The organism is Methylothermus subterraneus (assembly GCF_054656915.1).
The window spans coordinates 76,990-98,962 of sequence record NZ_BAAHXK010000004.1; the positions used below are offsets into that span (position 1 = coordinate 76,990).

Below are 21,973 nucleotides of genomic sequence, written 5' to 3' on the forward strand. Positions count from 1 at the left end.
CATGAGCGAATCACTGGCGGCAATTATCGAGCAAGCGTTTGAACAACGCGCCCAGATTACCCCGCAAAACGCCACCGCCGAGCTTAAAGAAGCGATCGAGGCGGCCATTTGCCTTTTGGATTCGGGCCAGGCGCGGGTGGCCGAGAAAAAGGACGGCAAATGGCAGGTCAACCAGTGGCTCAAAAAAGCGGTGCTGCTGTCGTTCCGCGTGTTCGACAACCGCATGATGGATTCGGCCCCCACCAATTTTTACGATAAGGTCGAACTCAAATACGCCGGCTACCGGCCCGAGGACTTTCGCCGCGATGGGGTGCGCGTGGTGCCCTTGGCCAACGTCCGCCGCGGCGCGTATATCGCCCCCGGGGTGGTGCTGATGCCTTCGTACGTGAACATCGGCGCCTATGTGGATTCCGGGACCATGGTCGATACCTGGGCCACGGTAGGGTCTTGCGCCCAGATCGGCAAGAACGTGCACTTGTCGGGAGGGGTCGGCATCGGCGGGGTGCTCGAGCCTTTGCAGGCCAATCCGACGATCATCGAAGACAACTGCTTCATCGGCGCGCGCTCGGAAATCGTCGAGGGGGTGATCGTCGAAGAAGGCTCGGTGATCTCGATGGGGGTCTACATCGGCCAGAGCACCAAGATCTACAACCGCATGACCGGCGAGATTCTCTACGGGCGGGTGCCGGCCGGGTCGGTGGTGGTGCCGGGCAGTCTGCCGGCCAAAGACGGCAGCCACAGCTTGTACTGCGCGGTGATCATCAAGCAGGTGGACGAGCGCACGCGCAGCAAGGTAAGCATCAACGAGCTGTTGCGGGACGTTTGAGATGGACGTATTGGAACTCGCCCAAGCTTTGATCGCACGCCCTTCCATTACGCCGGAAGACGGCGGCTGCATGGAGCTTGTCGCCGAGGCGCTGGCGCCGTTGGGCTTTCGCGCCGAGTTTTTGGACTTTGCCGACACCCGCAACCTTTGGCTGCGCCGCGGCGAGGCCGAGCCTCTGCTGGTGTTTTTGGGCCACACCGACGTGGTGCCGCCAGGTCCCCTGGCCGCTTGGACCTCCCCGCCGTTTGTTCCCCACGTGCGCGACGGCAGGCTCTACGGCCGTGGGGCGGCGGACATGAAAGGGGCCATCGCCGCCTTCGTCGTCGCCTGCCAGAAGTTCTTGGCCGCGCACCCGCAGCCCCAGGGCTCGATCGCGTTGCTGCTCACTTCCGACGAGGAGGGCCGGGCGGAAAACGGCGTGGCCAAGGTGGTCGAGGTCCTGCAGGCGCGCGACGAGCGCATCCATTGGTGCTTGGTGGGCGAGCCTTCGGGCGAGGCGGAGTTGGGCGATACGATCAAGATCGGCCGGCGCGGCTCGCTGACCGGCTGGATTCGGGTCTTTGGCAAACAAGGGCACGTGGCCTATCCGCACAAGGCTAGCAACCCCATCCACGCCTTTGCCCGCTCGCTGCTCCATCTTACCGAGGAGGTTTGGGACGAGGGCGACGAGTATTTCCCGCCCACGAGCTTTCAGATCGTCAACCTCCAGGCGGGGGTGGGGGCCGACAACGTCATCCCCGGGCAGCTGGATGCGCAGTTCAACTTTCGTTTCTCGCCGGCGCTCACCGCCGAAGCCCTCCAGCAAAGGGTGGAAGCCATCTTGGCCCATTACCGTCTGGACTACGAACTCGACTGGCGCCTGGCGGGGCGTCCGTTTTTGACTACCGGCACGCGCCTCATCGAGGCGGTGCAGGCCGCCCTGGAACGCGTCCTAGGGAGGCGAGCGGCGCTTTCTACCGCCGGAGGGACGTCCGATGGGCGCTTCATCGCCCCGCTGGGGGCGGAGGTGGTCGAGCTTGGGCTTCTCAACGCCTCCATCCACCAGGTCAACGAATGGGCAGCGGTGGAAGATTTGGCGAAACTGGCCCAAGTCTACGCGCAGGTTCTCGTCAACCTCTTGGCTTAAAGGATGCGCGCTTGGGTGAAACTGGCGGCGCTGGTGTGGCTGGGAACCCTGCACGCGGCGCCCTGGGAATTGCCCGTGGCCAAGATCCGGGAAAACGTCGAGCAACAGGTCGTCAATTTGGAAGGCTATCTGGAAGCGTTCGAGCACGTAGCGCTTCCGGCCCGCGTCAGCGGCTACCTGCAGGCGATCTACGTGGATTTGGGCGACCGCGTCCAAGCGGGCGAGGTGATCGCCGAATTGAGCGTCCCCGAACTGGAAGCCAAGCTCCGCCGGGCAAAAGCGCGCCTGGCCGAGGTTCGAGCAGAGCGAGTGCGGCAGGAGCACATCTTGCCCTTTAAGCGGCGCATCGCCTCCCGCCTGCGCCGTCTGGCCGACCAGCGCCAGGGAACGGTCACCGCCGAAGAAGTCGACCGTGCCGAAGAGGCGCTGGCGGCTGCCGAAGCCAAAGCGCGCGTGCTCGAAGCCAAGGTGCGTGCCATTGAGGCCGAAGTGGAGAGCTTGCAGGCACAGCGTGCGTTCGCCAAAATCCGCGCGCCGTTCGCCGGCATCGTCACCCGCCGCTGGGTGCATACCGGGGCCTTGATTTCCCAGGCCACCCCGGTGGTCGAGTTGGTGTCTTTAGATAAACTGCGCCTCGTCGTTAAAGTGCCGCCGCGTCTTGCCCCTTATCTGCGCCTCGGCGATCCGCTGCGGATCCGCTTCCACGCCCTTCCCGGCGAGGTGTATCAGGCCAAGCTGGCGCGCGTTGCGGCGGCGCTGGGTGCAGACGGCAACCTGCGGGCCGAGGCGGATCTGCCGTTTGCGCCCGGGCTGTTGCCGGGTTTGAGAGCGCAGGTGGCGATCTTCATGTGGTGATGGTCCGGGTTTTAAGATGGCTACTGCTCGCGTGGGCGTGCGCCTGGGCGAGCGCGGAAGAGTCCCGCGAGGTGTCCTTACCGCAGGTCGTCGAAGCGGCGTTACAAAATCACCTGGAACTGACGCTTGCGGCCTTAGAAGAGGCGGCGGCGCAGGATGCGTTGGCCGCCGCTCAGCATGGGTGGTTGCCTGCGCTTTCGCTGGGAGCGGGATTTTTCCGCCTCGACGGCCGCCAGCAGGGAAGTTTCGGGGAATTGCGCCAGACCACCTTCGAGCGCTACGACCCCCAACTTGGGGTGGCTTTGAGCTGGAACCTCGGCGCCCAGCTGCATCAGGTGCGCGCCCGCTGGCACAAGTCTCTGGCCAGCCGCTATCGCTCTTTGGATGCGCGCCAGCAGGTGTTGCTCGGCATCGGGCAGTTGTACCAAGACCTGGTGCTCACCCGCGCCGCCATGGGGATTGCCGGGCAGCTCGTTGAGGCGAGGCGCGCGATCGCCGACCTGGTGCAGGCGCAGGTGGCGGGGGGAATTGCTTTGCGTTCCGACCTGGCCCAGGCGCAAGCGGCCTTGGCCGAAGCCCAAAGCCAACAGGTGGCGGCGAACGACGCCTGGCGCCAGGCGAGCATTCGTCTGGCTCAGGTGGTGCGCTGGGACACGCGCGTTTGGCTGGTGCCCGCAGAGCCGCCGATCGCGCAAACGGTACCTGGCCTGCCGCCGGAGAATGTCTCCGGGCGTCTCGACCTTAAATACCTGGAGCAAAATCTGGCAGCGGCCCGCGAGCAGATCGCCTCGGCCTGGTGGCAGCTGTTCGGTCCGGATCTGGAGGTGGAGTGGCGGCGCGCCGGTTTGGGCCAAAAAATCTCTGATCTTGCCGTGCAGGATCAGGTGCGCGTGTTCCTAGGTTGGCGCCTGTCTTTGGATAAATGGGATCAAATCCGGCTGCGCGAGCGGGAGTTCGAGATCGCCAGGGTGCGCTTGCAGCAGACGAGCGATGCCGCCAAGGCGGAAGTAGCCGCGGCTAAAAGCCAGCTCGAGGCGGCTAAGGAGCGCCTGCCGCTCGCCCAGGAACAGCTTCAGGCCGGCGCAGAATACCTTAAGTTGGCGCAGGAGCGCTACCGAGCCGGCAAGGCGTTGTTGCTCGAGGTGCTCAACGCCCAGACCGAACTGGCGCGCGCTAGGCTCGATCTCGAGGCGGCGGTGAGCGCGTACCAATTGGCCCAGATCCGCTATCTGGCCGCGCTCGGTGCCCTGGAGCCCGAACGCCTGCCCGGCTGGCAAAAAGCGCCGTGATGCAAGTTTTGGCCATCGCTTTGGGGGGGGCGGTCGGCGCCTTGTTGCGCTACGCTTTGGCCGGCAGCATTTATCTATGGCTCGGCCACCGGTTTCCTTACGGCACCTTGGCGGTCAACGTCTTAGGGTCGTTTTTGATCGGCTTGATGAGCGAGGCTTTGCTGCTCGAGCGGGCAGGGCTGGCGGTGGCGTTCCGCGCCGGTATCCTGGTCGGGGTGTTCGGATCGCTGACTACGTTTTCCACCTTTGCCTTTGAGACCTTGTACTTGTTGCAGCAAGGAGAGTGGGTTCGGGCCCTGTTCAACCTGGCCTTGAGCGTGGGGGCGTGCCTTGGGGCGGTGTGGCTAGGACTGTTGTGCGGGCGCAGCCTGTTCTATTACGGGCGCGGGGTGGCGATCGTGAAAGGCGTGCCGGTGCCGTACGCCTTTGGCCTGGTCAATTTCTTGGGGGCGGCGCTGGTCGGATGGGTTCTAGCGCTTTTGGAGCGCTGGCTGGGCTCTGAAGGCGCGCGGGCGGGGGCGGAGGTGGCGCTGGCCGGCGGGTACGTCGTGTTCTCTACGGTGTATCTCGCCATGTTCTTGACCGAGACCGATGCCGAGTACCCACACCACGGGCGGCTCGCGCTTTTCCTGGTGCTTTTGAATGCGCTACTATGCGCGTTGGGCATTTGGTTGGGACTGCGCGGGGGAGAGCGATGACGCAGAGCAAGACCGTATGGGTGGGACGGGTGTATCTTCTGGAAGGGCACGATCGCGTGGATGAGATCTTGAGCTTCCTCCACGACGACCAAGGCATTCCTACCGTCCACGCCTTCCGCGCGATCGCCGGCACCGGCGGCGAGCGGGAGATCCACACCGCCTCCTTGCTTGCCTTGTCGCTGCGCCTGCCGGTGATGGTGGAATTCGTCGCCGGCGAGACCTTAGTCCGGCAAGCGGCGGCCGGGCTGGCAAGCCGCTTTGGGATTAAGAACGTCCTGCTGTGGCCGGCGGAATTACAGGCGCTCGGCGGTGACCAAACCGAACCCCATCCCCAACGCGCAGGCTAAGAGATTGACTGCAAACAGGCCGATCAGCAGCTCCGCGCTCGGCTTGAAGGCCAAGGTCGGCATGAGTTCAAGGAGAAGATAGACGCTTGTGCTGCCTGCCCACCCTCCGGCCAGGACCAGCGTCCAGAGGATGCGGTGCTCCGGGCTGGGGCGCAGGCGGGCAAAAGCAAGTTCCAGCAAAAGTCCCAGAACGAAAGCGCCTAGCCCACAGGCGATCCAGCCGAGCAGCCAGGGCAAAAGCCAGCCCAAACCCGCAACGGCCAGCGGCGATTCGATGAACAGCGCGCGCCCGGCCAGCAGCCCCCAAAAGACCGCCAACAGCCCTAGACCGGTGCTGAGGGCGACGTTGGCAAGGGCGCCTAAGAGGCGCCCCTGCTCGATCAGCAATAAGGTTTCCAGCGCGAAGGTGGAAAAGGTGGTAAACGCTCCCAGCGCGCCGGTGAGCAGCAAGGCGCGCCAGGGCAGCCCCAGCAGCCGCTCGAAGGGCAGCGCCTCGACCCACAGCCCAAACAAAAACGCGCCGATCAGGTTGACGGCCAAGGTGCCGTAGGGAAAACCTCGGCCTAGCCGGCGATAGACCGCGTTGGAAACGGCAAAGCGTAGCAGCGCTCCGACCGCCCCCCCCAAGGCGATGGCGAGCCATTCGCTAAACATCCTTGCAGTTTAGCCAAGGTAAGGGGCAAAAAAAATCCCTGCCCGCAGGCAGGGACCAGTTGGGCCTTGAGGGCCCAATGAGGAGGAGGTAAGAGGTTCCGATGAACACTCGTTTACATTGACGATAAAATTAAGGTTTTGTTCCCGAAATTGTTTCTTTTTAATATATGGTTTGCCATCCCGGACGGCGTGTTAGACTGGCGTTTTTCGGAGAGGCAGAGAGGCGTTGAAGCTTGAGCGCGTGGTTGGCGGCGATCGTTGGGTTTGGCGGCGCTTTCGGAGTAATCCGCTGGCTGCTTTGCCACCCTAGCCTTTTGCCGGTAGACCGCCCCAATCCCAGAAGTTCCCATACCGTGCCCACACCCCGCGGCGCAGGGGTAGGGATCGTGCTCGGATTTGCGCTGGCCTCGTTGGGACTGTGGATCGCCGGGTCGCTGCCGAGCGAAATGCTGGTCGCGGTCCTGGGCGGAGGGCTGCTGGTGGCCGGGATTGGTTTCTGCGACGACTTAAGGCACGTTCCAATCGCCGGGCGGCTGCTGGTCCACATCGCCGCCGCGGCGTGGGGGGAAGCCTGGCTTGGCGCGCCGGACTGGGTGAGCGCCTTAGGGTGGCTGTTGGGGCTGGTGTGGATGATCAACCTCTATAACTTCATGGACGGCATCGATGGCCTGGCCGGGGTTCAGGCGGTCTGCGCGGCAGGGGCGGCGGCGCTGATCCTCGCTTGCCAAGGGCAGGTGGGGTTTGCCGCCTGGCTGTTTGGCCTGGCGGCGGCTTGCGGCGGGTTTTTGGTCTTCAATTGGCCGCCTGCCAAGGTTTTCATGGGCGATGTGGGCAGCGGTTTTCTCGGTTTTGTGTTCGGGATGCTGGCGCTGGCGACGAGCTTGAGCGGCGCGCTGCCTCTTTGGAGCTGGGCGATTTTGCTGGCGGTGTTCGTCACCGACGCCGGTTTCACCCTGCTGCGGCGGATGGCGCGCAGACAACGCTTCTGGCAGGCGCACCGCAGCCACGCCTACCAAAAATTGGCGCATCGCTTTGGAGCACGGACGGTAACGGGGGCGGTGGCGGCGATCGCTTGGCTGTGGTTGTCGCCTTTGGCGGCGGCTGCCGCCAGGTATCCGGAGCTGGGGGTGGGGTGGACCGCGCTCGCTTATGCCCCCTTGCTCTGGATGGTTTGGCGCGCCCGCGCCGGTCTGGATTGATGCAGGCGCGCGTTCGGCTGGATTATAATGCCTTAAATCCTAGGCTAGGAGGAGCTGCGATGGAGGCGTTCAAAGGCACCACTATTCTTTCCGTGCGCCGCGCCGGCTTTGTGGTCCTCGGCGGCGACGGGCAGGTGTCCATGGGCAATACGGTGATGAAGGGCAACGCGCGTAAGGTCCGGCGCTTGTATCACGATCAAGTGTTGGCCGGGTTTGCCGGAGCGACCGCCGACGCCTTTACCTTGTTCGAGCATTTTGAAGGCAAGCTGGAAAAGCACCGCGGCAATCTGACCCGCGCCGCGGTGGAGCTGGCCAAGGACTGGCGCACCGATCGGATCTTGAGGCGGCTGGAGGCGCTTCTGGCGGTGGCCGACGCCAAGGCCTCGCTGATCATTTCCGGCACCGGCGACGTGATCGAGCCCGAGAACGACCTGATCGCCATCGGTTCCGGCGGGTTTTACGCCCTCGCCGCCGCGCGCGCTTTGCTGGAAAACACCGAGCTGCCGGCGCGCGCGATCGTCGAAAAAGCCTTGCACATTGCGGCCGATATCTGCGTCTACACCAACCACAACCTGATTCTGGAAGAGCTGGAGTCGCACAAATGAGCCTGACCCCGCGCGAGATCGTCCACGAGCTGGACAAGCACATCATCGGCCAGCAGCAAGCCAAGCGGGCGGTGGCCATTGCCTTGCGCAACCGCTGGCGGCGCAGCCAGGTGCCGGCGGCGCTGCGCGAAGAGATCACCCCAAAGAACATCCTCATGATTGGCCCGACCGGGGTCGGCAAGACCGAGATCGCGCGGCGCCTAGCCAGGCTGGCCAACGCCCCCTTCATCAAGGTGGAGGCGACCAAATTCACCGAGGTCGGCTACGTGGGCCGGGACGTGGAGTCCATCATCCGCGATCTGGTCGAGGTCGCGGTCAAACAGACCCGCCAGGCGGAGCTGGAAAAAGTCCGCGCCCGGGCGGAAAAAGCCGCCCAGGAACGGATTTTGGACGTGTTGGTGCCGCCTCCTTCGAGCTGGGCGGAGCAAGCGGCAGAGGAGAAGGAATCGCCTGCGCGGGCGCGCTTTAGGGAAAAACTGCGCGCCGGTCAGCTCGACGACATGGAGATCGAGATCGAGGTCCGGGTCCCGGCGCTGGGAGTGGAAATCATGGCCCCGCCCGGCATGGAGGAGATGACCAGCCAGCTCCAAAGCCTGTTCCAGAATCTCACCGCCGGCCGCACCCGGCGGCGCAAGCTGAAGATCAAAGACGCCCTGGAAGTCCTACGCGAGGAAGAGGCGGCCAAGCTGATCAACGAGGAGGAAATCAAGCTGCGCGCGGTGGAGGCGGTGGAACAAAACGGCATCGTGTTTCTAGACGAGATCGACAAGATCTGCCGCCGCTCGGAGATGGGCTCGGGCGCCGACGTCTCGCGCGAAGGGGTGCAGCGCGATCTGCTGCCGCTGGTCGAAGGCAGCACCGTCAGCACCAAGTACGGGATGGTGCGCACCGACCATATCTTGTTCATCGCCTCGGGCGCCTTCCATCTGGCCAAACCTTCCGATTTGATCCCCGAACTCCAGGGCCGTTTCCCCATCCGGGTGGAGCTGGACCCTTTGACGGTGGAGGATTTCGTCCGCATCCTCACCGAGCCCGACGCTTCTCTTACCGAGCAGTACAAGGCGCTGCTCGCCACAGAGGGCGTGAATCTGGAGTTTACCGCCGACGGCCTGGCGCGGATCGCCGAGATCGCCTGGCAGGTCAACGAGCGGATCGAGAACATCGGCGCGCGCCGCTTGCATACGGTGCTCGAGAAGCTGTTGGAGGAAGTCTCGTTCGAGGCGCCGGACTTGCCGGGGAGAACCGTGGTCATCGACGCGGCCTATGTCGACGCCCACCTCAAAGACCTGGCCCAAGACGAGGATTTAAGCCGCTATATCTTATGAGCAAGGAAACCCAGGAGCAGACCACTTATTTTGGCTTCCGCAAGGTGCCGCTGCGGGAAAAAGCCCGCCTGGTGCAGGGCGTGTTCGATTCGGTCGCCGACCGCTACGACCTGATGAACGATCTGATGTCGTTCGGCATCCACCGGCTGTGGAAGCACCTGACCGTGTACTTGAGCCAGGCGCGCTATGGCGAGCGGATTTTGGATCTGGCCGGGGGGACCGGCGATCTGACGTATTTGTTCCGCTCCCGCGTAGGGGACAAGGGCGAGGTGATCCTGGCCGACATCAACGCCGCGATGCTCAAAAAAGGACGCGACCGCCTCATCGACGCCGGACTGGTCTCCGGGATCGGCTATGTGCAAGCGGACGCGCAGGCGCTGCCGTTTGCCGAGAACACCTTCGACTGCGTCGCCATCGGGTTCGGGCTGCGCAACGTCACCGACAAAAATCGAGCCTTAGCGTCGATGTACCGGGTGCTCAGACCGGGCGGGCGGGTGTTGATCCTGGAATTTTCCAAGCCCCGCGGGGAGTGGTTCAGCAAGCTCTACGATTTCTATTCGTTCCAGGTCCTGCCGCGGCTCGGCCAGTTGGTGGCCGGAGATGCCGACAGCTACCGGTATTTGGCCGAATCCATCCGCGTGCACCCGGACCAAGACACCTTAAAAAGCATGATGGCGCGCTCAGGTTTCGAGCGCATCGAGTATTTCAACCTGACTTTTGGCGTGGTCGCCATCCACCGCGGCTATAAGCTTTAGGATGCTGGCGCAGGCGGTCCTTTCCGAAGCCTTGAGCGCGGCTTTGCGCCGCGTGCTCGCGCTCGATCCAAAGCACGCGCGCCTGCTCGAACCGCTCGCAGGCAAGGTCATCGCGGTCGAGCCGATTCCGTTTGGCCGCCTGACCTTAAGCTTTACTCTGGATACCGTCTTGGTTCTGCCCGATTTTTCCGGCCCCGTGGATCTTAGCTTAAAAGGCTCGCCGCTCGCGTTTGCCCGCTTGCGATCCGACCCGCAAGGCGCGTTGTTCCAAGGCGAAATCGAGGTGCGCGGCGACGTGCGCCTGGCGCGCCGGCTGCAGATTTTATTCCAGCGTCTGGATCTGGATTGGGAGTCGTATTTGGCCGATCTCCTCGGCGATCGGTTTGGGCGCGGACTGGCCGATTCGCTGCGCGCGGCGGCGGCCTGGAACCGCCACGCCTGGCGGACTTTCCAGCAGAACCTGGCCGAATTCCTGCAAGAAGAAACCCGCGTTCTGCCTGCGCCTCTGGAAGCGGAAGACTTATATCGGCAAATCGGCTGCTTGCGCGATGACGCAGCGCGCCTAGAGGCGCGGGTGCAGCGCTTAAAAGCGTATCTGAATGCGACCTAAGGGTTGCAGGTGAGGCAGCTTAAGCTGTTACTGCGCCTGATCCGTATTTTCCAGGTGCTGCTGCGCCACGGCTTGGATGAATGGCTGCTTGCGTGGCCTGGGAAAGCGGTGCGCTGCCTGCGCCAGCTTTTCCCTTCGCTTTCCCCGCCTTCTTTTCCTCGTGGCCAGCGCATCCGCCAGGCGCTGGAAGAGCTGGGGCCGATCTACGTCAAGTTCGGCCAGGCGCTTTCCACCCGCCCGGACCTGTTGCCGGAAGACGTCGCCGAGGAACTCGCCAAACTCCAGGATCGGGTCCCGCCGTTTCCCGGGGAAGAGGCGGCGGCGATCGTGGAGACCGAACTTTGCGCGCCGCTCGGTTCGGTATTTGCCGAGTTCGACTTAACGCCGCTGGCCTCGGCTTCCATCGCCCAGGTCCACGCGGCGCGCTTAAAGAGCGGCGAGGAGGTCGTGGTCAAGGTGCTGCGTCCCAAAATCCACGTGCAGATTCAACAGGACCTTGAACTGTTGGCCGCGCTGGCTCGTCTCTTGGTGCGCTTGGCTCCCGAGGCGCGGCGCTTGCGGCCGGTGGAGGTGGTGGCCGAATTTGCCAAAACCACCTTAGACGAGCTGGATCTGGTGCGCGAGGCCGCCAATTGCCAAGAACTCAGGCGCCATTTTGAAAATTCCGAGTTGCTGTACGTGCCCAAGGTGTATTGGGATTTTACTCGCCCTAAGGTATTGGTTTTGGAGCGCATCCGCGGCCTTCCGGTCGCCGACCGGAAGGCGCTCGAGGCCGCCGGGGTCGATCTGAAACTGCTCGCCGAGCGGGGCGTACAGATCTTCTTCACCCAGGTGTTCCGCGACAATTTCTTCCACGCCGACATGCACCCGGGCAACATCTTCGTCGACCCCGACCGCCCGGCGCGGTATCTGGCGGTGGATTTTGGCATCGTCGCCAGCCTCTCGGAAGGCGATCAGTATTACCTGGCGGCCAATCTGCTGGCGTTTTTTAACCGCGACTACCGCAAGGTGGCGCGGATGCACGTGGAATCCGGCTGGGTCCCGCCCGACACGCGGGTGGACGAATTCGCGTCCGCAATCCGAGCGGTGTGCGAGCCGATCTTCGCCAAGCCCCTAGGCGAGATTTCCTACGGCCGGCTGCTGCTGCGCCTGTTTCAGACCGCGCGCCGGTTCCGGATGGAAGTCCAGCCGCAATTGGTGCTTTTGCAGAAGACCTTGCTCCAGATCGAAGGCTTGGGGCGCCAGCTGTATCCGCAGCTGGACCTGTGGCAGACGGCCAAGCCGTTTTTGGAGGATTGGTTCCGCCAAAGGATGCATCCCAAAACCCTCTGGCTACGCACCGCCGCCGAGCTGCCGGCCTTGGCCGAGCGCCTGCCCGAGGCGCCGGGGTGGCTGCTCAAGTTGTTGGATCAGGCCCGGCAAGGGCAGCTTAGGATCGAATGGCAATCGAAAGAGCTCGAAGAGATCAAAACCCGGCTTGACTTAAACCAGCGCCGGACGGTCGCGGCGATCGCAGGCTCGGGGCTGTTGATTTCCGCCAGCCTGCTCGCCGGGCAAGGAGTCTTAACGCCTCTTGCCTGGGGTATGGCCAGTCTGGGAGGCGTGTGGCTGACGTGGGCGTGGCGGGGGAGAGGCCCTTTAAAACCGGAAAGCGATTAAACCGAGCACCATCCCCCATTCTTTCCGATTTTTGTTGGGATCTTGGTTGTCCTTGAACGGCAGCCAGCCGGTTCCATTGACGTTGTGGTATTCTGTGCTGACCATCCAGTTCGGCGTGATCTCCCAGCGCAACCCGACCATCCAGTCCTTGGCGAAGGCCGCATGCCTTGGGCGAAACGGCTCAAGCCCTAAATTCTTGCCGCTGCGGTCGGTGCGGTCTAAGAAATACACGTCGTAGCGCACGATCGCCTGGAGCCGATCGAGGATTCGATACTGGCCTTGGACGTACCCGCTCTCGGAAGCCAGGGAGCGGTTGAAACCCGAGCCGAAATGCTTGGTTTCATTAAATTGAATCAGATACTCTCCAGTCACGGAAAACTTCTCCGCGTTGTATTGAGCGGAGAACAGCACCGGGCGCGAGCGGATAACCCCGGTTTGGAACGGCGTTTCGGCCAGCAAGACCACCGGGTCATCGGTCCCGGTGTTGTATTCCAACTCGGCGTCGGCGTAGCTTAGGGCAAATATCCATTCGCCCGCGTTGTATTCGTAACGCAGCTGGACTAAATACATCGGGCGATTGGCCTGGATCCGGCCTGGGGTGTTGAAACCGAAGATCGAGGCCGCAACTTCGCCGTCTGGATGGCGCGGCATGCCGACATTGATGGCGAGCGTAAGATCTCCCCAGTGGGCATAATGCCCTACCGCCATTTGGCCGCCGTCGGAAGAGAGGAACAAGGCGCGGGTGCGGTCGAAATAAATTCCCTGCGGCAATAGGATCGAAGGGCGGGTGAAAGCCACGTCCCGGGTTTCGTTATACAAGCCGAAGGGATTTTTGACCCTGCCGGCGCGCAGGTGCAAGGCGTAGTTTTCTTGGCTCAGCACGGCCAGATCGGCCAAGGCAAAATCGAGTTGCAGGCGATTTTCGACCTTGCCTGCGTGGCGATAAATGCCTTGAGCGCTAAAGTTTAAATACGGGGTGGCTTCTATGCGCAAGTTCGCCCCGAGTTCGGTGAAATTCGGGCTGCCGGTTTCGCTGTGGCCATAAAAGTTGTTGCTCGAGGTCCAGGTGTAGCCTTGCGCGAGAAAACCGTGGCATTGGGTAGCCTCTCGCCACGACCACGCGAAAGCGGGCTTAAGGAATAGGCTCGAGGCTAGTCCAAAGAACAAAGCGATCGGGGTTGACGGCGGCCGGCCTAAGGCGCTTAAAATCTCGCCCCAGTTTGAGCAAAGGCGGAGGATCGAAAAGTTAAAAGGCACGCTCGGGTTCTCCGTGATAAACCTTCCCAGGAGTTAGGCAGCGACCATGCGATTTCATTTGCTCGCAACGGATGGACGGGCCCGCCGCGGCAGGTTGGAATTGACCCGCGGGAGCGTGGAGACCCCAACCTTCATGGCCGTAGGCACCTGCGGCACGGTCAAGGCTCTGAGCCCGGAGGAAATAAAATCCTGCGGGGTTGAGGTGGTTCTCGGCAATACCTTTCACCTGATGCTCCGGCCTGGGGTCGAGGTCATCCGCGCTCACGGAGGGCTGCATCGGTTCATGAATTGGGACGGACCGATTTTAACCGATTCGGGCGGATTCCAAGTGTTTAGCCTCGGGGATCTGCGCAAGATCACCGAAGAGGGGGTGTATTTTCGCTCCCCCCTCAACGGGGATGCGATCTTCATGGGGCCGGAGGAATCCATCGCCGTGCAAAAAGCTTTAGGTTCGGACATCGTGATGGTTTTCGATGAGTGTACCCCGTATCCAGCCAGCTTTGAGCAGGCCAAAGCCTCGATGGAATTGTCGCTGCGTTGGGCGCGGCGCAGCCGCGTCGCTCACGGCGACCACTTTGCCGCTCTGTTCGGAATCGTCCAAGGGGGGGTATACGAGGCGCTGCGCCTGCGTTGTCTTGAAGAGCTTTTGGCGCTGGGCTTCGATGGCTTGGCGATCGGTGGCCTGTCGGTGGGAGAGCCCAAAGAGGACCGCTACCGGGTGCTCGATGCCCTGCTGCCGCAGATGCCGACCGACAAGCCGAGGTATCTGATGGGCGTGGGCACCCCGGAGGACATCGTCGAGAGCGTGCGCCGCGGGGTGGATATGTTCGACTGCGTCTTGCCTACGCGTAACGCCAGAAACGGGCACTTGTTTACCCGCTTTGGGGTGGTCAAGATCCGCAATAGCCGTTATCGCACCGATACCCGGCCGATCGACGAGTCCTGCGGATGCTACACCTGCCGCCATTTCAGCCGCGCTTACTTACACCATTTGGATCGGTGTGGGGAAATCCTCGGAGCGCGCCTCAACACCTTGCATAATCTTTATTATTATCAAGAACTTATGCGCGGGTTGCGGGATGCCATCGCCTCCCGGCAGCTGGAGAGTTTCGTCGAACGCTTTTATTGCGAGTGCGGCAAAGCGATGCCGCTTGTGGCATAATTTTAATTTTAAGTTCGTTAAGGACGGAGAACTATGGGGTTTTTTATCGCCGACGCACTTGCCCAAGCGGCTCCTCAGGCGCAACAGCAGCCGGGTTGGGCAGGATTGGTTTTGCCTTTGGCCATCTTTGCGTTTTTTTATTTTCTGTTCATCTGGCCCCAGCAGCGCCGGGCCAAAGAGCATAAAAAAATGGTGGCCTCCATAGGCAAAGGCACGGAGGTGATTACCAATGGGGGTATCCTGGGGCGAGTCGTGGAGTTGGATGAGAGTTTTGTCGTGCTTGAGGTCGCAGACGGCATCCATCTTCAGGTGCAGCGCAACGCCATCGCCAGCGTTTTGCCGAAGGGGACGTTCAAGGCGCTAAAAAAGAAAATCGCCCAGGTGGAAAAGTCGTAAGGGAGTGCCATGCAAAACCGCTTCCCGCTTTGGAAAAACGTTCTCATCCTGCTGGTGTTGGCGCTTGGCTTGTTGTATGCGCTCCCCAACGTGTTCGGCGAGGATCCGGCAGTGCAGATTTCCTCCCAGCGCAGCGGCGTGGCGGACGAGAGCTTGAAGATTCGGGCAGAGAAGATCGTTCAAGAAGCCGGCTTGGTTCCTAAGGCGGTCGAGACGCAAGAAGGCAAGCTGCTGTTGCGCTTTGATACCACCGAAGCCCAGTTGAAAGCCGCGGACGTGTTGCGGGAAGGTTTAGGAGGCGACTACGTGGTGGCGCTCAATCTTGCCCAAGTCACTCCCAAGTGGTTGCAAGCGATTGGGGCAAAGCCCATGTATCTGGGGCTGGATCTGCGCGGCGGCGTGCACTTTCTGCTGCAAGTGGACATGGAGGCCGCCATCGATCAGGCGCTGGAGCGTTACCTTGGGGACATCCGCACCACCTTGCGCGAGGCCAAGATTCGGTATCTGGCGGTGAGCCGAGAGGGCGAGGGGATCGCCGTTAAATTCGCCAACGGCAAGGATTTGGCCCAGGCCGAAGCGGAACTTGGCCGCGCCTTTCGCCAGTTGCTGGCGAGCAAGGACGAGGCCGCCTTGACTTTGCGCTTTAAGCTTTCGGATGCGGCAAGACAAGAGATCCGGAGTTTTGCGTTGAAACAAAACCTGACGACCTTGCGCAACCGCGTCAACGAACTGGGGGTGGCTGAACCGGTGATCCAGCAGCAGGGAGAGGACCACATTGTGGTGCAGCTCCCGGGCGTGCAAGATACCGCTCGCGCGAAGGAAATCTTAGGGGCAACGGCGACTTTGGAGTTTCGCCTGGTGGACGTCGAGCACGATGTGGAGTCGGCCAAAGGCCATCCTCCTCTTGGCGCCAAGCTCTATTACGACCGCAGCGGCAAGCCTGTTTTGCTCAAGCGTCAGGTCATCGTCTCGGGGGATCAAATCGTCGATGCCTCCGCAGGCTTTGACCAGGATTCCGGGACGCCGGCGGTGTTTGTGACTTTAGACAGCGTCGGGGCCAAGAAAATGGACCGGGTGACCAAAGAAAACATCGGCAAACCCATGGCGGTGGTGTTCATCGAAAACCGGACCGAGACCAGAACGGTAAATGGGCAAACCGTAAAAGAACGCAAGCGAATCGAGGAGGTCATCAACGTGGCTACGATCCGCGGCCGGTTTGGCAAGCGATTTCAGATCACCGGTCTGGACTCCACCGCGGAGGCGCGTAATTTAGCCTTGCTGTTGCGCGCCGGATCCCTGGCCGCGCCGATGGACATCGTCGAGGAGCGCACCGTAGGTCCGAGTCTAGGGCAGGAAAATATCCGCCGCGGCTTTTGGGCTTCGGTCCTGGGGCTGGCTTTGGTGCTAGGGTTTACCGCCTGGTACTACAAAGTGTTTGGGCTGGTGGCGGACTTTGCGCTGATAGTCAACGTGGTTTTGTTGATCGCGCTTTTGTCCATCCTGCAGGCGACGTTGACCTTGCCTGGGATTGCGGGGATCGCCTTAACAATAGGAATGGCGGTGGACGCCAACGTGCTGATCAACGAGCGCATCAAAGAGGAATTGCGCAACGGCAACAGCCCGCAGGCCAGCATTTATGCCGGCTACGAGCGGGCGTTTGCGACGATTTTGGATTCGAACTTGACCACTTTATTGGCGGCGCTGGTGTTGTTCGCCCTCGGCACCGGCCCGATCAAAGGATTTGCAGTGACGCTCTCGCTTGGGATCGTGACCTCGATGTTTACTGCGATTTTGGTCACCCGCATGCTGATCAACTGGATTTACGGCGGCCGCCGCGTGGCGCGGCTGGCGATTTGAGGAGACGGATATGAGACCGCTAAGTCGCTTCGATTTCATGGGCAAGCGCTATGCGGCGCTGGCTTTGTCTGGTTGCTTGATCGTCCTGTCTTTGGGCTCCTTAGTCGTTCGCGGGTTAAACCTTGGGCTGGACTTTACCGGCGGCACCCTGATCGAGATGAGTTACCCTGCGCCGGTCGATCTGGCTAAGATCCGAACTTTATTGGTCGAGCGCGGCTTTGCAGATGCCACCGTGCAGCGTTTTGGCACGACGCGGGAGATTTTGATCCGCCTGCCGCCGGATCCGGAGCTGAGCTCGGCGGCTTTGAGCGACAAGGTGTTGGCGGTTTTGCGGGCGGAATCAGGTGCTGAGCCGCAGTTGCGGCGGGTGGAGTTCGTGGGCCCGCAGGTGGGGGAGGACCTCACCGAGAAGGGGGGGCTGGCGGTCTTGTTCTCTCTGATCGGAATCTTGATCTATGTGGCTTGGCGGTTCGAATACCGGTTTGCCGCAGGCGCCGTGCTCGCCCTAGTGCACGACTGCTTGATCACCCTAGGTTTTTTTTCCTTGACCGGCCTTGAGTTTGACCTGTCGGTGCTGGCGGCAGTGCTGGCGATCCTCGGTTACTCGATCAACGACACCATCGTGGTTTTTGACCGGATCCGCGAGAACTTCCGCCGCATGCGGCGTGGAGAAACGTTGGAGATTATCAACGCCTCGATCAATCAAACCTTGAGCCGAACCATTCTTACCTCGGGCACGACGTTGTTGGTGGTATTCGCCTTGGCTTGGTTGGGAGGCGAAATCATCCACAACTTTGCCTTGGCGCTGATCGTCGGCATTGCGGTCGGGACCTACTCCTCGATCTATATCGCCAGTACTTTGTTGGTATTGCTCAAACTTCGCCGCGAAGATCTGCTTGTGCCTGAGCGAGAAACGCTCGATGCCGAGCGGCTATGAACTTGCGCTGCGCAAGGCATCGGTCAGGAAAGGCTCGATGGTGGAGCAGATAGCCTGCTGCACTTTCGGCGTCCCGGCCACGAGATGGCCGGTTTCCAGATACCGATCGCCGCCCATAAAATCGCTGACAATTCCACCCGCTTCCTGGATGAGCAGCACGCCGGCGGCCATGTCCCAGGGTTTTAAGCCGATTTCCCAAAAGCCGTCCAGGCGGCCGCAGGCGACGTAGGCCAAGTCTAAGGACGCCGCCCCGGCCCGGCGGACGTCCGAGCAGATTTTAAACAACGCCTGGAACATATTCAGGTAGGCGGGAAGGTGCTCTGGGTGTTTGAACGGAAAGCCGGTGCCGAGCAGAGCGCCTTCCAGGCCGGGTTGGCGGGATACCCGGATCCGGCGGTTATTCAAGGCCGCTCCCTGACCGCGGCTGGCGGTGAACATCTCTTGGCGCAAGGGATCGTAGACCACCGCCTGCTCGATGTGGCCGCGGTGCTTGAGGGCGATGGAGACGGCAAACTGCGGAAAGCCGTGCAGGAAGTTGGTGGTTCCATCCAAAGGATCGATGATCCACAAGTATTCGTCTCGTTCGGGTTTGCCGCGGCGCCCTCCCTCCTCGCCTAAAAAGTGGTGATTCGGATAAGCTTTGTGCAGGATCTGAATGATCTCCCGTTCGACCGCGCGGTCCACTTCGCTGACAAAATCGTTCCGGCCCTTGATGTCCACAGACAAATAATCGATCCGGTCTAAGGAGCGCACGATCAAGTCGCCAGCGCGCCGCGCGGCGCGGGTGGCAATGTTGAGCATGGGATGCATAAAAGAGAAGACGCTGGCAGTTGATTAGAGAAAACTTAGTATACCATTTCTTAGAATTCAGAGACTTATCTTAGGAAAGCGCTTTGGCTCAAATTCGCATCGTACTCGTAGAAACAAGCCATCCCGGCAATATCGGCGCGGCGGCCCGGGCCATGAAGGCGATGGGGCTTTATGAATTGGCTCTGGTGGCGCCCAAGCATTTCCCGCATCCTGAGGCGACCGCCCGAGCGGCGGGCGCCGACGACGTGCTCAGCAAAGCGCAGGTTTGCTCCAGCCTGCAAGAGGCGGTGGCCGATTGCCAACTGGTCATCGGCACCAGCGCGCGCGCGCGCAAAATTCCTTGGCCTAGGCTGAGTCCCCGCCAGTGCGCGCAGCTGCTAAAGCACGAGGCGCCTGCTACCCAAGTCGCGATCGTTTTCGGCCGCGAGCGCTGCGGGCTGACCAACCAGGAACTGGATTTGTGCCACTATGGCTTGTTTATTCCCTGCACTCCGGATTTTAGCTCCTTGAACGTCGCGGCGGCGGTGCAAATCGTGTGCTACGAGCTTTATTTGCTCGGTATTAAAGAGGAGCAGGGCGTGGGCGAGGATCGCCTTGCCACGCACGCCGAGTTGGAATCGTTTTATGCCCACCTTTATCAAACTCTGCTGGACATCCAATTTCTCCATTCTACTAAACAAGGGCCTTCCATTATGCGGCGCCTGCGGCGCCTGTTCGGAAGGGCCAGGTTGGAGAAAAAAGAAGTGGATATCCTGCGCGGCATTCTGACTTGTGCCCAACGGAGGGGAAAAGTATGAAAAGAGGTTTGGCTGGGTTGATCGAGCGCCTGCGCGAAGACGTTGCCTGCGTTTTTGAGCGCGATCCGGCGGCGCGCTCTTGGTGGGAGGTGGTGACCGCTTATCCAGGCGTGCATGCGGTGTGGCTGTATCGCCTCAGCCATTGGCTTTGGAAGCGGGGCTGGTTTTGGTTGGCGCGGTTTTTGTCTTATTGGACGCGCTGGTTCACCGGCATCGAGATCCATCCCGCGGCCAAGATCGGGCGGCGGTTTTTTATCGATCACGGAATGGGGGTGGTCATCGGCGAGACCGCCGTCGTCGGCGACGATTGCACTTTGTATCACGGCGTAACCTTAGGAGGGACGAGCTGGCAGAAGGGCAAGCGCCACCCTACCTTGGGCAACGGCGTGGTGGTCGGCGCCGGGGCCAAGATTTTGGGCCCCATCACCGTAGGCGACAACGCGCGGATCGGTTCCAACTCGGTGGTGCTCAAAGACGTCCCGCCCTCTGCCACGGTCGTCGGTATCCCTGGCCACGTGGTCCATAAGGCAACGGCCGCACAGAAAGCGGCGATCGCCAAACAGCTGCGCTTTGACGCTTACGGTTTGGCCCCGGACATGCCCGACCCTGTCGCCTACGCGATCAACCGCATGCTCGAGCACATCCAAGTTTTGGATCGGCAAATCGAAGAGCTGCGCCGGGCCTTGCGCGAGGCGGGCATCGCCGTGCCTGAAGTCGAGCTGCCGCCTCTGGAGGCGTGCGAATTGCGCAATGGCAAGGAGGAAAAGAACGCTTAAATTGACTGTTCCAGTCGGATTTAATATATTTTCACCTCAAGTTGTGGGTGAAAACTCGAGCGGAGTCTGCCGTGCGTTTGACCACCAAAGGCCGCTATGCGGTGACGGCGATGTTGGATTTGGCCTACCATAGCGGGGAAAAACCGGTGACGCTCACCGACATTGCCAAGCGCCAGGACATTTCCCTATCTTATTTGGAACAGCTGTTTGCCAGGTTGCGCCGCGCCGGCATCGTAGTCGGCGTGCGCGGCCCCGGGGGAGGGTATCAGTTGGGCCGGCCGGCGGCGCAGATCAACGTGGCCGAAATCATCACCGCGGTGGATGAAAGCGTGGATTCCACCCGCTGCGGCGGCAAAGGCAACTGCCAGAACAATCAGCCGTGTTTAACGCACGAGCTGTGGGCGGGATTGAGCGAGCAAATCCGCGCGTATTTGGCCGGCATCAGCCTGGCAGACCTATTATCCCGCCAGGCGGTGCAATCGGTTGCCGAGCGGCAGGCGCGCGAAGTAAAGATGCAGGTCTTGCGCGAAAGGCGCCTTAAACCGTGATTTATCTCGACCACAACGCCACCACCCCCTTGGACGAGCGGGTGGTGGAAGCCATGTTGCCGTTTTTACGTACAGGTTACGGCAACCCTTCGGCTTTGCATCGCTTGGGTAGGCTGGCGCGCGATGCGGTCGAGCAGGCCCGGGCGCAAGTGGCAGCGCTGGTGGGGGCGCATCCTTCCCAGGTCGTTTTTACCAGCGGCGGGACCGAGGCCAACAACCTCGCGCTTAAGGGTTGGGTTCAGGCGCATCCGGGCAAGGCCATCGCGGTCAGCGCCATCGAACACGCCTCGGTGAGCGAGGCGGCGGATTGGCTCGAGCAGCGCGGCGTGGCGGTGTACCGGCTGCCGGTCGATGGGTCCGGATGCGTGCGCGTGGAAGGATTGGAGGAACTTAGTGCGCGCGCGCCGCTCGGGCTCGTGTCGTGCATGCTCGCCAACAACGAGACCGGCGTCCTGCAGCCGGTGGCGGAATTGGCGCAGATCGCTCAGGACAAGGGAATTTGCCTGCATACCGATGCGGTGCAAGCGGTCGGGCGAGTGCCGGTCGATTTTCAAGCTCTTGGCGTCCAGATGCTTAGCCTATCCGCCCATAAAATCTACGGCCCCAAAGGCGTGGGGGCCTTGGTCGTCGAGCGCTCGCTGGCCTTGCAGCCTTTGCTGCACGGCGGCGGTCAGGAATTTGGCCTACGCGCCGGAACCGAGAACGTCGCGGGAATCGTCGGTTTTGGCAAAGCGGCGGAACTGGCCCGGGCTGAGCTTTACGCCCGGACCGAGCACTTGAGCGCCTTGCGCGCGCGCCTGGAGGCAGGACTGGCCGAACTGCCGGGCGTGGTGATTTTTGGCCAGCAGGCGGAACGCTTGCCGAATACGGTGTTTCTTGGGGTGCCCGGGATCGACGGCGAGATGCTGGTCATGGCCTTGGATCGGGAAAAGATCGCCTGCAGTAGCGGTTCGTCTTGCAGCAGCGGCAGCGGGCAGCCAAGTCCGGTCCTGTTGGCGATGGGGGTGGAGCCAACCTTGGCCAAGAGCGCGATCCGCGTCAGTCTGGGTAAAGACAACACCGAAACCGACGTTGCTCGGTTTTTGCGCTCTTTGCGGGAAATCGTGCGCAGTTTTGAAACTTGAGGAGGGAAGAGGATGGCGATCCATCTGAGCGAAGCGGCGGCGGGTCGGATCCGGGAGCAATTGGCCCGGCGCGGCAAGGGTTTGGGGCTGCGCCTTGGCGTCAAACGCGCCGGCTGCTCTGGCTACGCTTATGTCGTCGATTACGCCGACGAAGTCGGGCCGGACGACGTGGTGCTCGAAAGCCAGGGGGTGAAGGTGGTGATCCGGCGCGACGAGTTGGATTACTTAGACGGCCTGGAAATCGACTTTCGCCGCGAGGGCCTAAACGCCGCGTTTCAATTCCGCAACCCTAAAGCCAAGGCCACCTGCGGCTGCGGGGAGAGCTTTGCGGTCTGACTTTGCCCTAAACGATCGGGAAAAA

At 61.6% G+C, this 21,973-nt stretch carries 24 protein-coding genes; 21 read left to right on the forward strand and 3 right to left on the reverse strand.

Annotation, left to right across the window (positions count from 1 at the left end; translation table 11 throughout):
• The first annotated feature begins 1 nt into the window (after window position 1).
• From dapD to ACYQ3M_RS04915, 6 genes are read left to right on the forward strand one after another with little or no spacing between them, the layout of a single operon-like run.
• Window positions 2-826, forward strand: a complete 825-nt coding sequence (dapD, locus tag ACYQ3M_RS04890) for a 2,3,4,5-tetrahydropyridine-2,6-dicarboxylate N-succinyltransferase (RefSeq protein ID WP_460034939.1) — start codon at window positions 2-4, stop codon at window positions 824-826.
• 1 nt (window position 827) lies between these two features.
• Window positions 828-1,952, forward strand: a complete 1,125-nt coding sequence (gene dapE, locus ACYQ3M_RS04895) for a succinyl-diaminopimelate desuccinylase (protein WP_460034940.1) — start codon at window positions 828-830, stop codon at window positions 1,950-1,952.
• 3 nt (window positions 1,953-1,955) lie between these two features.
• Window positions 1,956-2,807, forward strand: coding sequence for an efflux RND transporter periplasmic adaptor subunit (locus tag ACYQ3M_RS04900; RefSeq protein WP_460034941.1), 852 nt, complete (start codon window positions 1,956-1,958; stop codon window positions 2,805-2,807).
• Window positions 2,807-4,096: a TolC family protein gene (locus tag ACYQ3M_RS04905; RefSeq protein WP_460035071.1), complete on the forward strand. Its 1,290-nt coding sequence runs from the start codon at window positions 2,807-2,809 to the stop codon at window positions 4,094-4,096. Before ACYQ3M_RS04900 ends, ACYQ3M_RS04905 begins: the two co-directional genes overlap by 1 nt.
• Window positions 4,096-4,794, forward strand: coding sequence for a fluoride efflux transporter CrcB (gene crcB / locus ACYQ3M_RS04910; protein WP_460034942.1), 699 nt, complete (start codon window positions 4,096-4,098; stop codon window positions 4,792-4,794). The genes ACYQ3M_RS04905 and crcB (ACYQ3M_RS04910) overlap by 1 nt, the downstream gene beginning before the upstream one ends.
• On the forward strand, window positions 4,791-5,141 hold the full coding sequence (locus ACYQ3M_RS04915; RefSeq protein WP_460034943.1) for a DUF190 domain-containing protein: 351 nt from the start codon (window positions 4,791-4,793) through the stop codon (window positions 5,139-5,141). Before crcB (ACYQ3M_RS04910) ends, ACYQ3M_RS04915 begins: the two co-directional genes overlap by 4 nt.
• Here ACYQ3M_RS04915 and crcB (ACYQ3M_RS04920) read toward each other — a convergent pair.
• Entirely contained in the window at window positions 5,088-5,795 is a 708-nt protein-coding gene (crcB, locus tag ACYQ3M_RS04920) for a fluoride efflux transporter CrcB (protein WP_460034944.1), read from the reverse strand. The genes ACYQ3M_RS04915 and crcB (ACYQ3M_RS04920) overlap by 54 nt on opposite strands.
• Window positions 5,796-6,028: 233 nt before the next feature.
• Between crcB (ACYQ3M_RS04920) and ACYQ3M_RS04925 the strand changes: the two genes are divergently transcribed.
• The 6 genes from ACYQ3M_RS04925 to ubiB are packed head-to-tail and all read left to right on the forward strand — an operon-like array spanning window position 6,029 to window position 11,948.
• Window positions 6,029-6,994, forward strand: coding sequence for an MraY family glycosyltransferase (locus ACYQ3M_RS04925; protein WP_460034945.1), 966 nt, complete (start codon window positions 6,029-6,031; stop codon window positions 6,992-6,994).
• Window positions 6,995-7,053: 59 nt separating this feature from the next.
• Complete coding sequence (gene hslV / locus ACYQ3M_RS04930) at window positions 7,054-7,599, forward strand: ATP-dependent protease subunit HslV (protein WP_460034946.1); 546 nt, start codon at window positions 7,054-7,056, stop codon at window positions 7,597-7,599.
• Entirely contained in the window at window positions 7,596-8,924 is a 1,329-nt protein-coding gene (gene hslU, locus ACYQ3M_RS04935) for an ATP-dependent protease ATPase subunit HslU (protein ID WP_460034947.1), read from the forward strand. Before hslV ends, hslU begins: the two co-directional genes overlap by 4 nt.
• The gene (ubiE, locus tag ACYQ3M_RS04940) at window positions 8,921-9,679 is read left to right on the forward strand and encodes a bifunctional demethylmenaquinone methyltransferase/2-methoxy-6-polyprenyl-1,4-benzoquinol methylase UbiE (RefSeq protein ID WP_460034948.1); all 759 of its coding nucleotides are present in this window, start codon (window positions 8,921-8,923) and stop codon (window positions 9,677-9,679) included. Before hslU ends, ubiE begins: the two co-directional genes overlap by 4 nt.
• A gap of 1 nt (window position 9,680) precedes the next feature.
• Window positions 9,681-10,289, forward strand: a complete 609-nt coding sequence (locus tag ACYQ3M_RS04945) for a ubiquinone biosynthesis accessory factor UbiJ (RefSeq protein WP_460034949.1) — start codon at window positions 9,681-9,683, stop codon at window positions 10,287-10,289.
• A 9-nt stretch (window positions 10,290-10,298) separates the two neighbouring features.
• Window positions 10,299-11,948: a ubiquinone biosynthesis regulatory protein kinase UbiB gene (gene ubiB, locus ACYQ3M_RS04950; RefSeq protein WP_460034950.1), complete on the forward strand. Its 1,650-nt coding sequence runs from the start codon at window positions 10,299-10,301 to the stop codon at window positions 11,946-11,948.
• Here the strand turns inward: ubiB and ACYQ3M_RS04955 are convergent.
• Complete coding sequence (locus ACYQ3M_RS04955) at window positions 11,928-13,205, reverse strand: TonB-dependent receptor (protein ID WP_460034951.1); 1,278 nt, start codon at window positions 13,203-13,205, stop codon at window positions 11,928-11,930. The genes ubiB and ACYQ3M_RS04955 overlap by 21 nt on opposite strands.
• A gap of 46 nt (window positions 13,206-13,251) precedes the next feature.
• Between ACYQ3M_RS04955 and tgt the strand changes: the two genes are divergently transcribed.
• The 4 genes from tgt to secF are packed head-to-tail and all read left to right on the forward strand — an operon-like array spanning window position 13,252 to window position 17,557.
• Window positions 13,252-14,367, forward strand: a complete 1,116-nt coding sequence (gene tgt, locus ACYQ3M_RS04960; RefSeq protein ID WP_460034952.1) for a tRNA guanosine(34) transglycosylase Tgt — start codon at window positions 13,252-13,254, stop codon at window positions 14,365-14,367.
• Window positions 14,368-14,400: 33 nt separating this feature from the next.
• Window positions 14,401-14,763, forward strand: a complete 363-nt coding sequence (gene yajC, locus ACYQ3M_RS04965; RefSeq protein ID WP_460034953.1) for a preprotein translocase subunit YajC — start codon at window positions 14,401-14,403, stop codon at window positions 14,761-14,763.
• A gap of 9 nt (window positions 14,764-14,772) precedes the next feature.
• Entirely contained in the window at window positions 14,773-16,620 is a 1,848-nt protein-coding gene (gene secD, locus ACYQ3M_RS04970; RefSeq protein ID WP_460034954.1) for a protein translocase subunit SecD, read from the forward strand.
• A 10-nt stretch (window positions 16,621-16,630) separates the two neighbouring features.
• Window positions 16,631-17,557: a protein translocase subunit SecF gene (gene secF / locus ACYQ3M_RS04975; protein ID WP_460034955.1), complete on the forward strand. Its 927-nt coding sequence runs from the start codon at window positions 16,631-16,633 to the stop codon at window positions 17,555-17,557.
• Here secF and suhB read toward each other — a convergent pair.
• On the reverse strand, window positions 17,552-18,367 hold the full coding sequence (gene suhB / locus ACYQ3M_RS04980) for an inositol-1-monophosphatase (RefSeq protein ID WP_460034956.1): 816 nt from the start codon (window positions 18,365-18,367) through the stop codon (window positions 17,552-17,554). The genes secF and suhB overlap by 6 nt on opposite strands.
• Before the next feature lie 83 nt (window positions 18,368-18,450).
• On the opposite strand from suhB, the gene ACYQ3M_RS04985 reads away from it, so the two are divergent.
• The 5 genes from ACYQ3M_RS04985 to ACYQ3M_RS05005 all read left to right on the forward strand — a co-directional run bounded on the left by ACYQ3M_RS04985 (window position 18,451) and on the right by ACYQ3M_RS05005 (window position 21,948).
• The gene (locus tag ACYQ3M_RS04985) at window positions 18,451-19,164 is read left to right on the forward strand and encodes an RNA methyltransferase (RefSeq protein ID WP_460034957.1); all 714 of its coding nucleotides are present in this window, start codon (window positions 18,451-18,453) and stop codon (window positions 19,162-19,164) included.
• Between the two features lie 17 nt (window positions 19,165-19,181).
• Window positions 19,182-19,940, forward strand: a complete 759-nt coding sequence (gene cysE / locus ACYQ3M_RS04990; protein ID WP_460035072.1) for a serine O-acetyltransferase — start codon at window positions 19,182-19,184, stop codon at window positions 19,938-19,940.
• Between the two features lie 71 nt (window positions 19,941-20,011).
• Window positions 20,012-20,488, forward strand: a complete 477-nt coding sequence (iscR, locus tag ACYQ3M_RS04995; RefSeq protein ID WP_460034958.1) for a Fe-S cluster assembly transcriptional regulator IscR — start codon at window positions 20,012-20,014, stop codon at window positions 20,486-20,488.
• Window positions 20,485-21,612, forward strand: a complete 1,128-nt coding sequence (locus ACYQ3M_RS05000) for a cysteine desulfurase family protein (protein ID WP_460034959.1) — start codon at window positions 20,485-20,487, stop codon at window positions 21,610-21,612. The genes iscR and ACYQ3M_RS05000 overlap by 4 nt, the downstream gene beginning before the upstream one ends.
• A gap of 12 nt (window positions 21,613-21,624) precedes the next feature.
• On the forward strand, window positions 21,625-21,948 hold the full coding sequence (locus ACYQ3M_RS05005) for a HesB/IscA family protein (protein WP_460034960.1): 324 nt from the start codon (window positions 21,625-21,627) through the stop codon (window positions 21,946-21,948).
• Window positions 21,949-21,973: the final 25 nt, after the last annotated feature.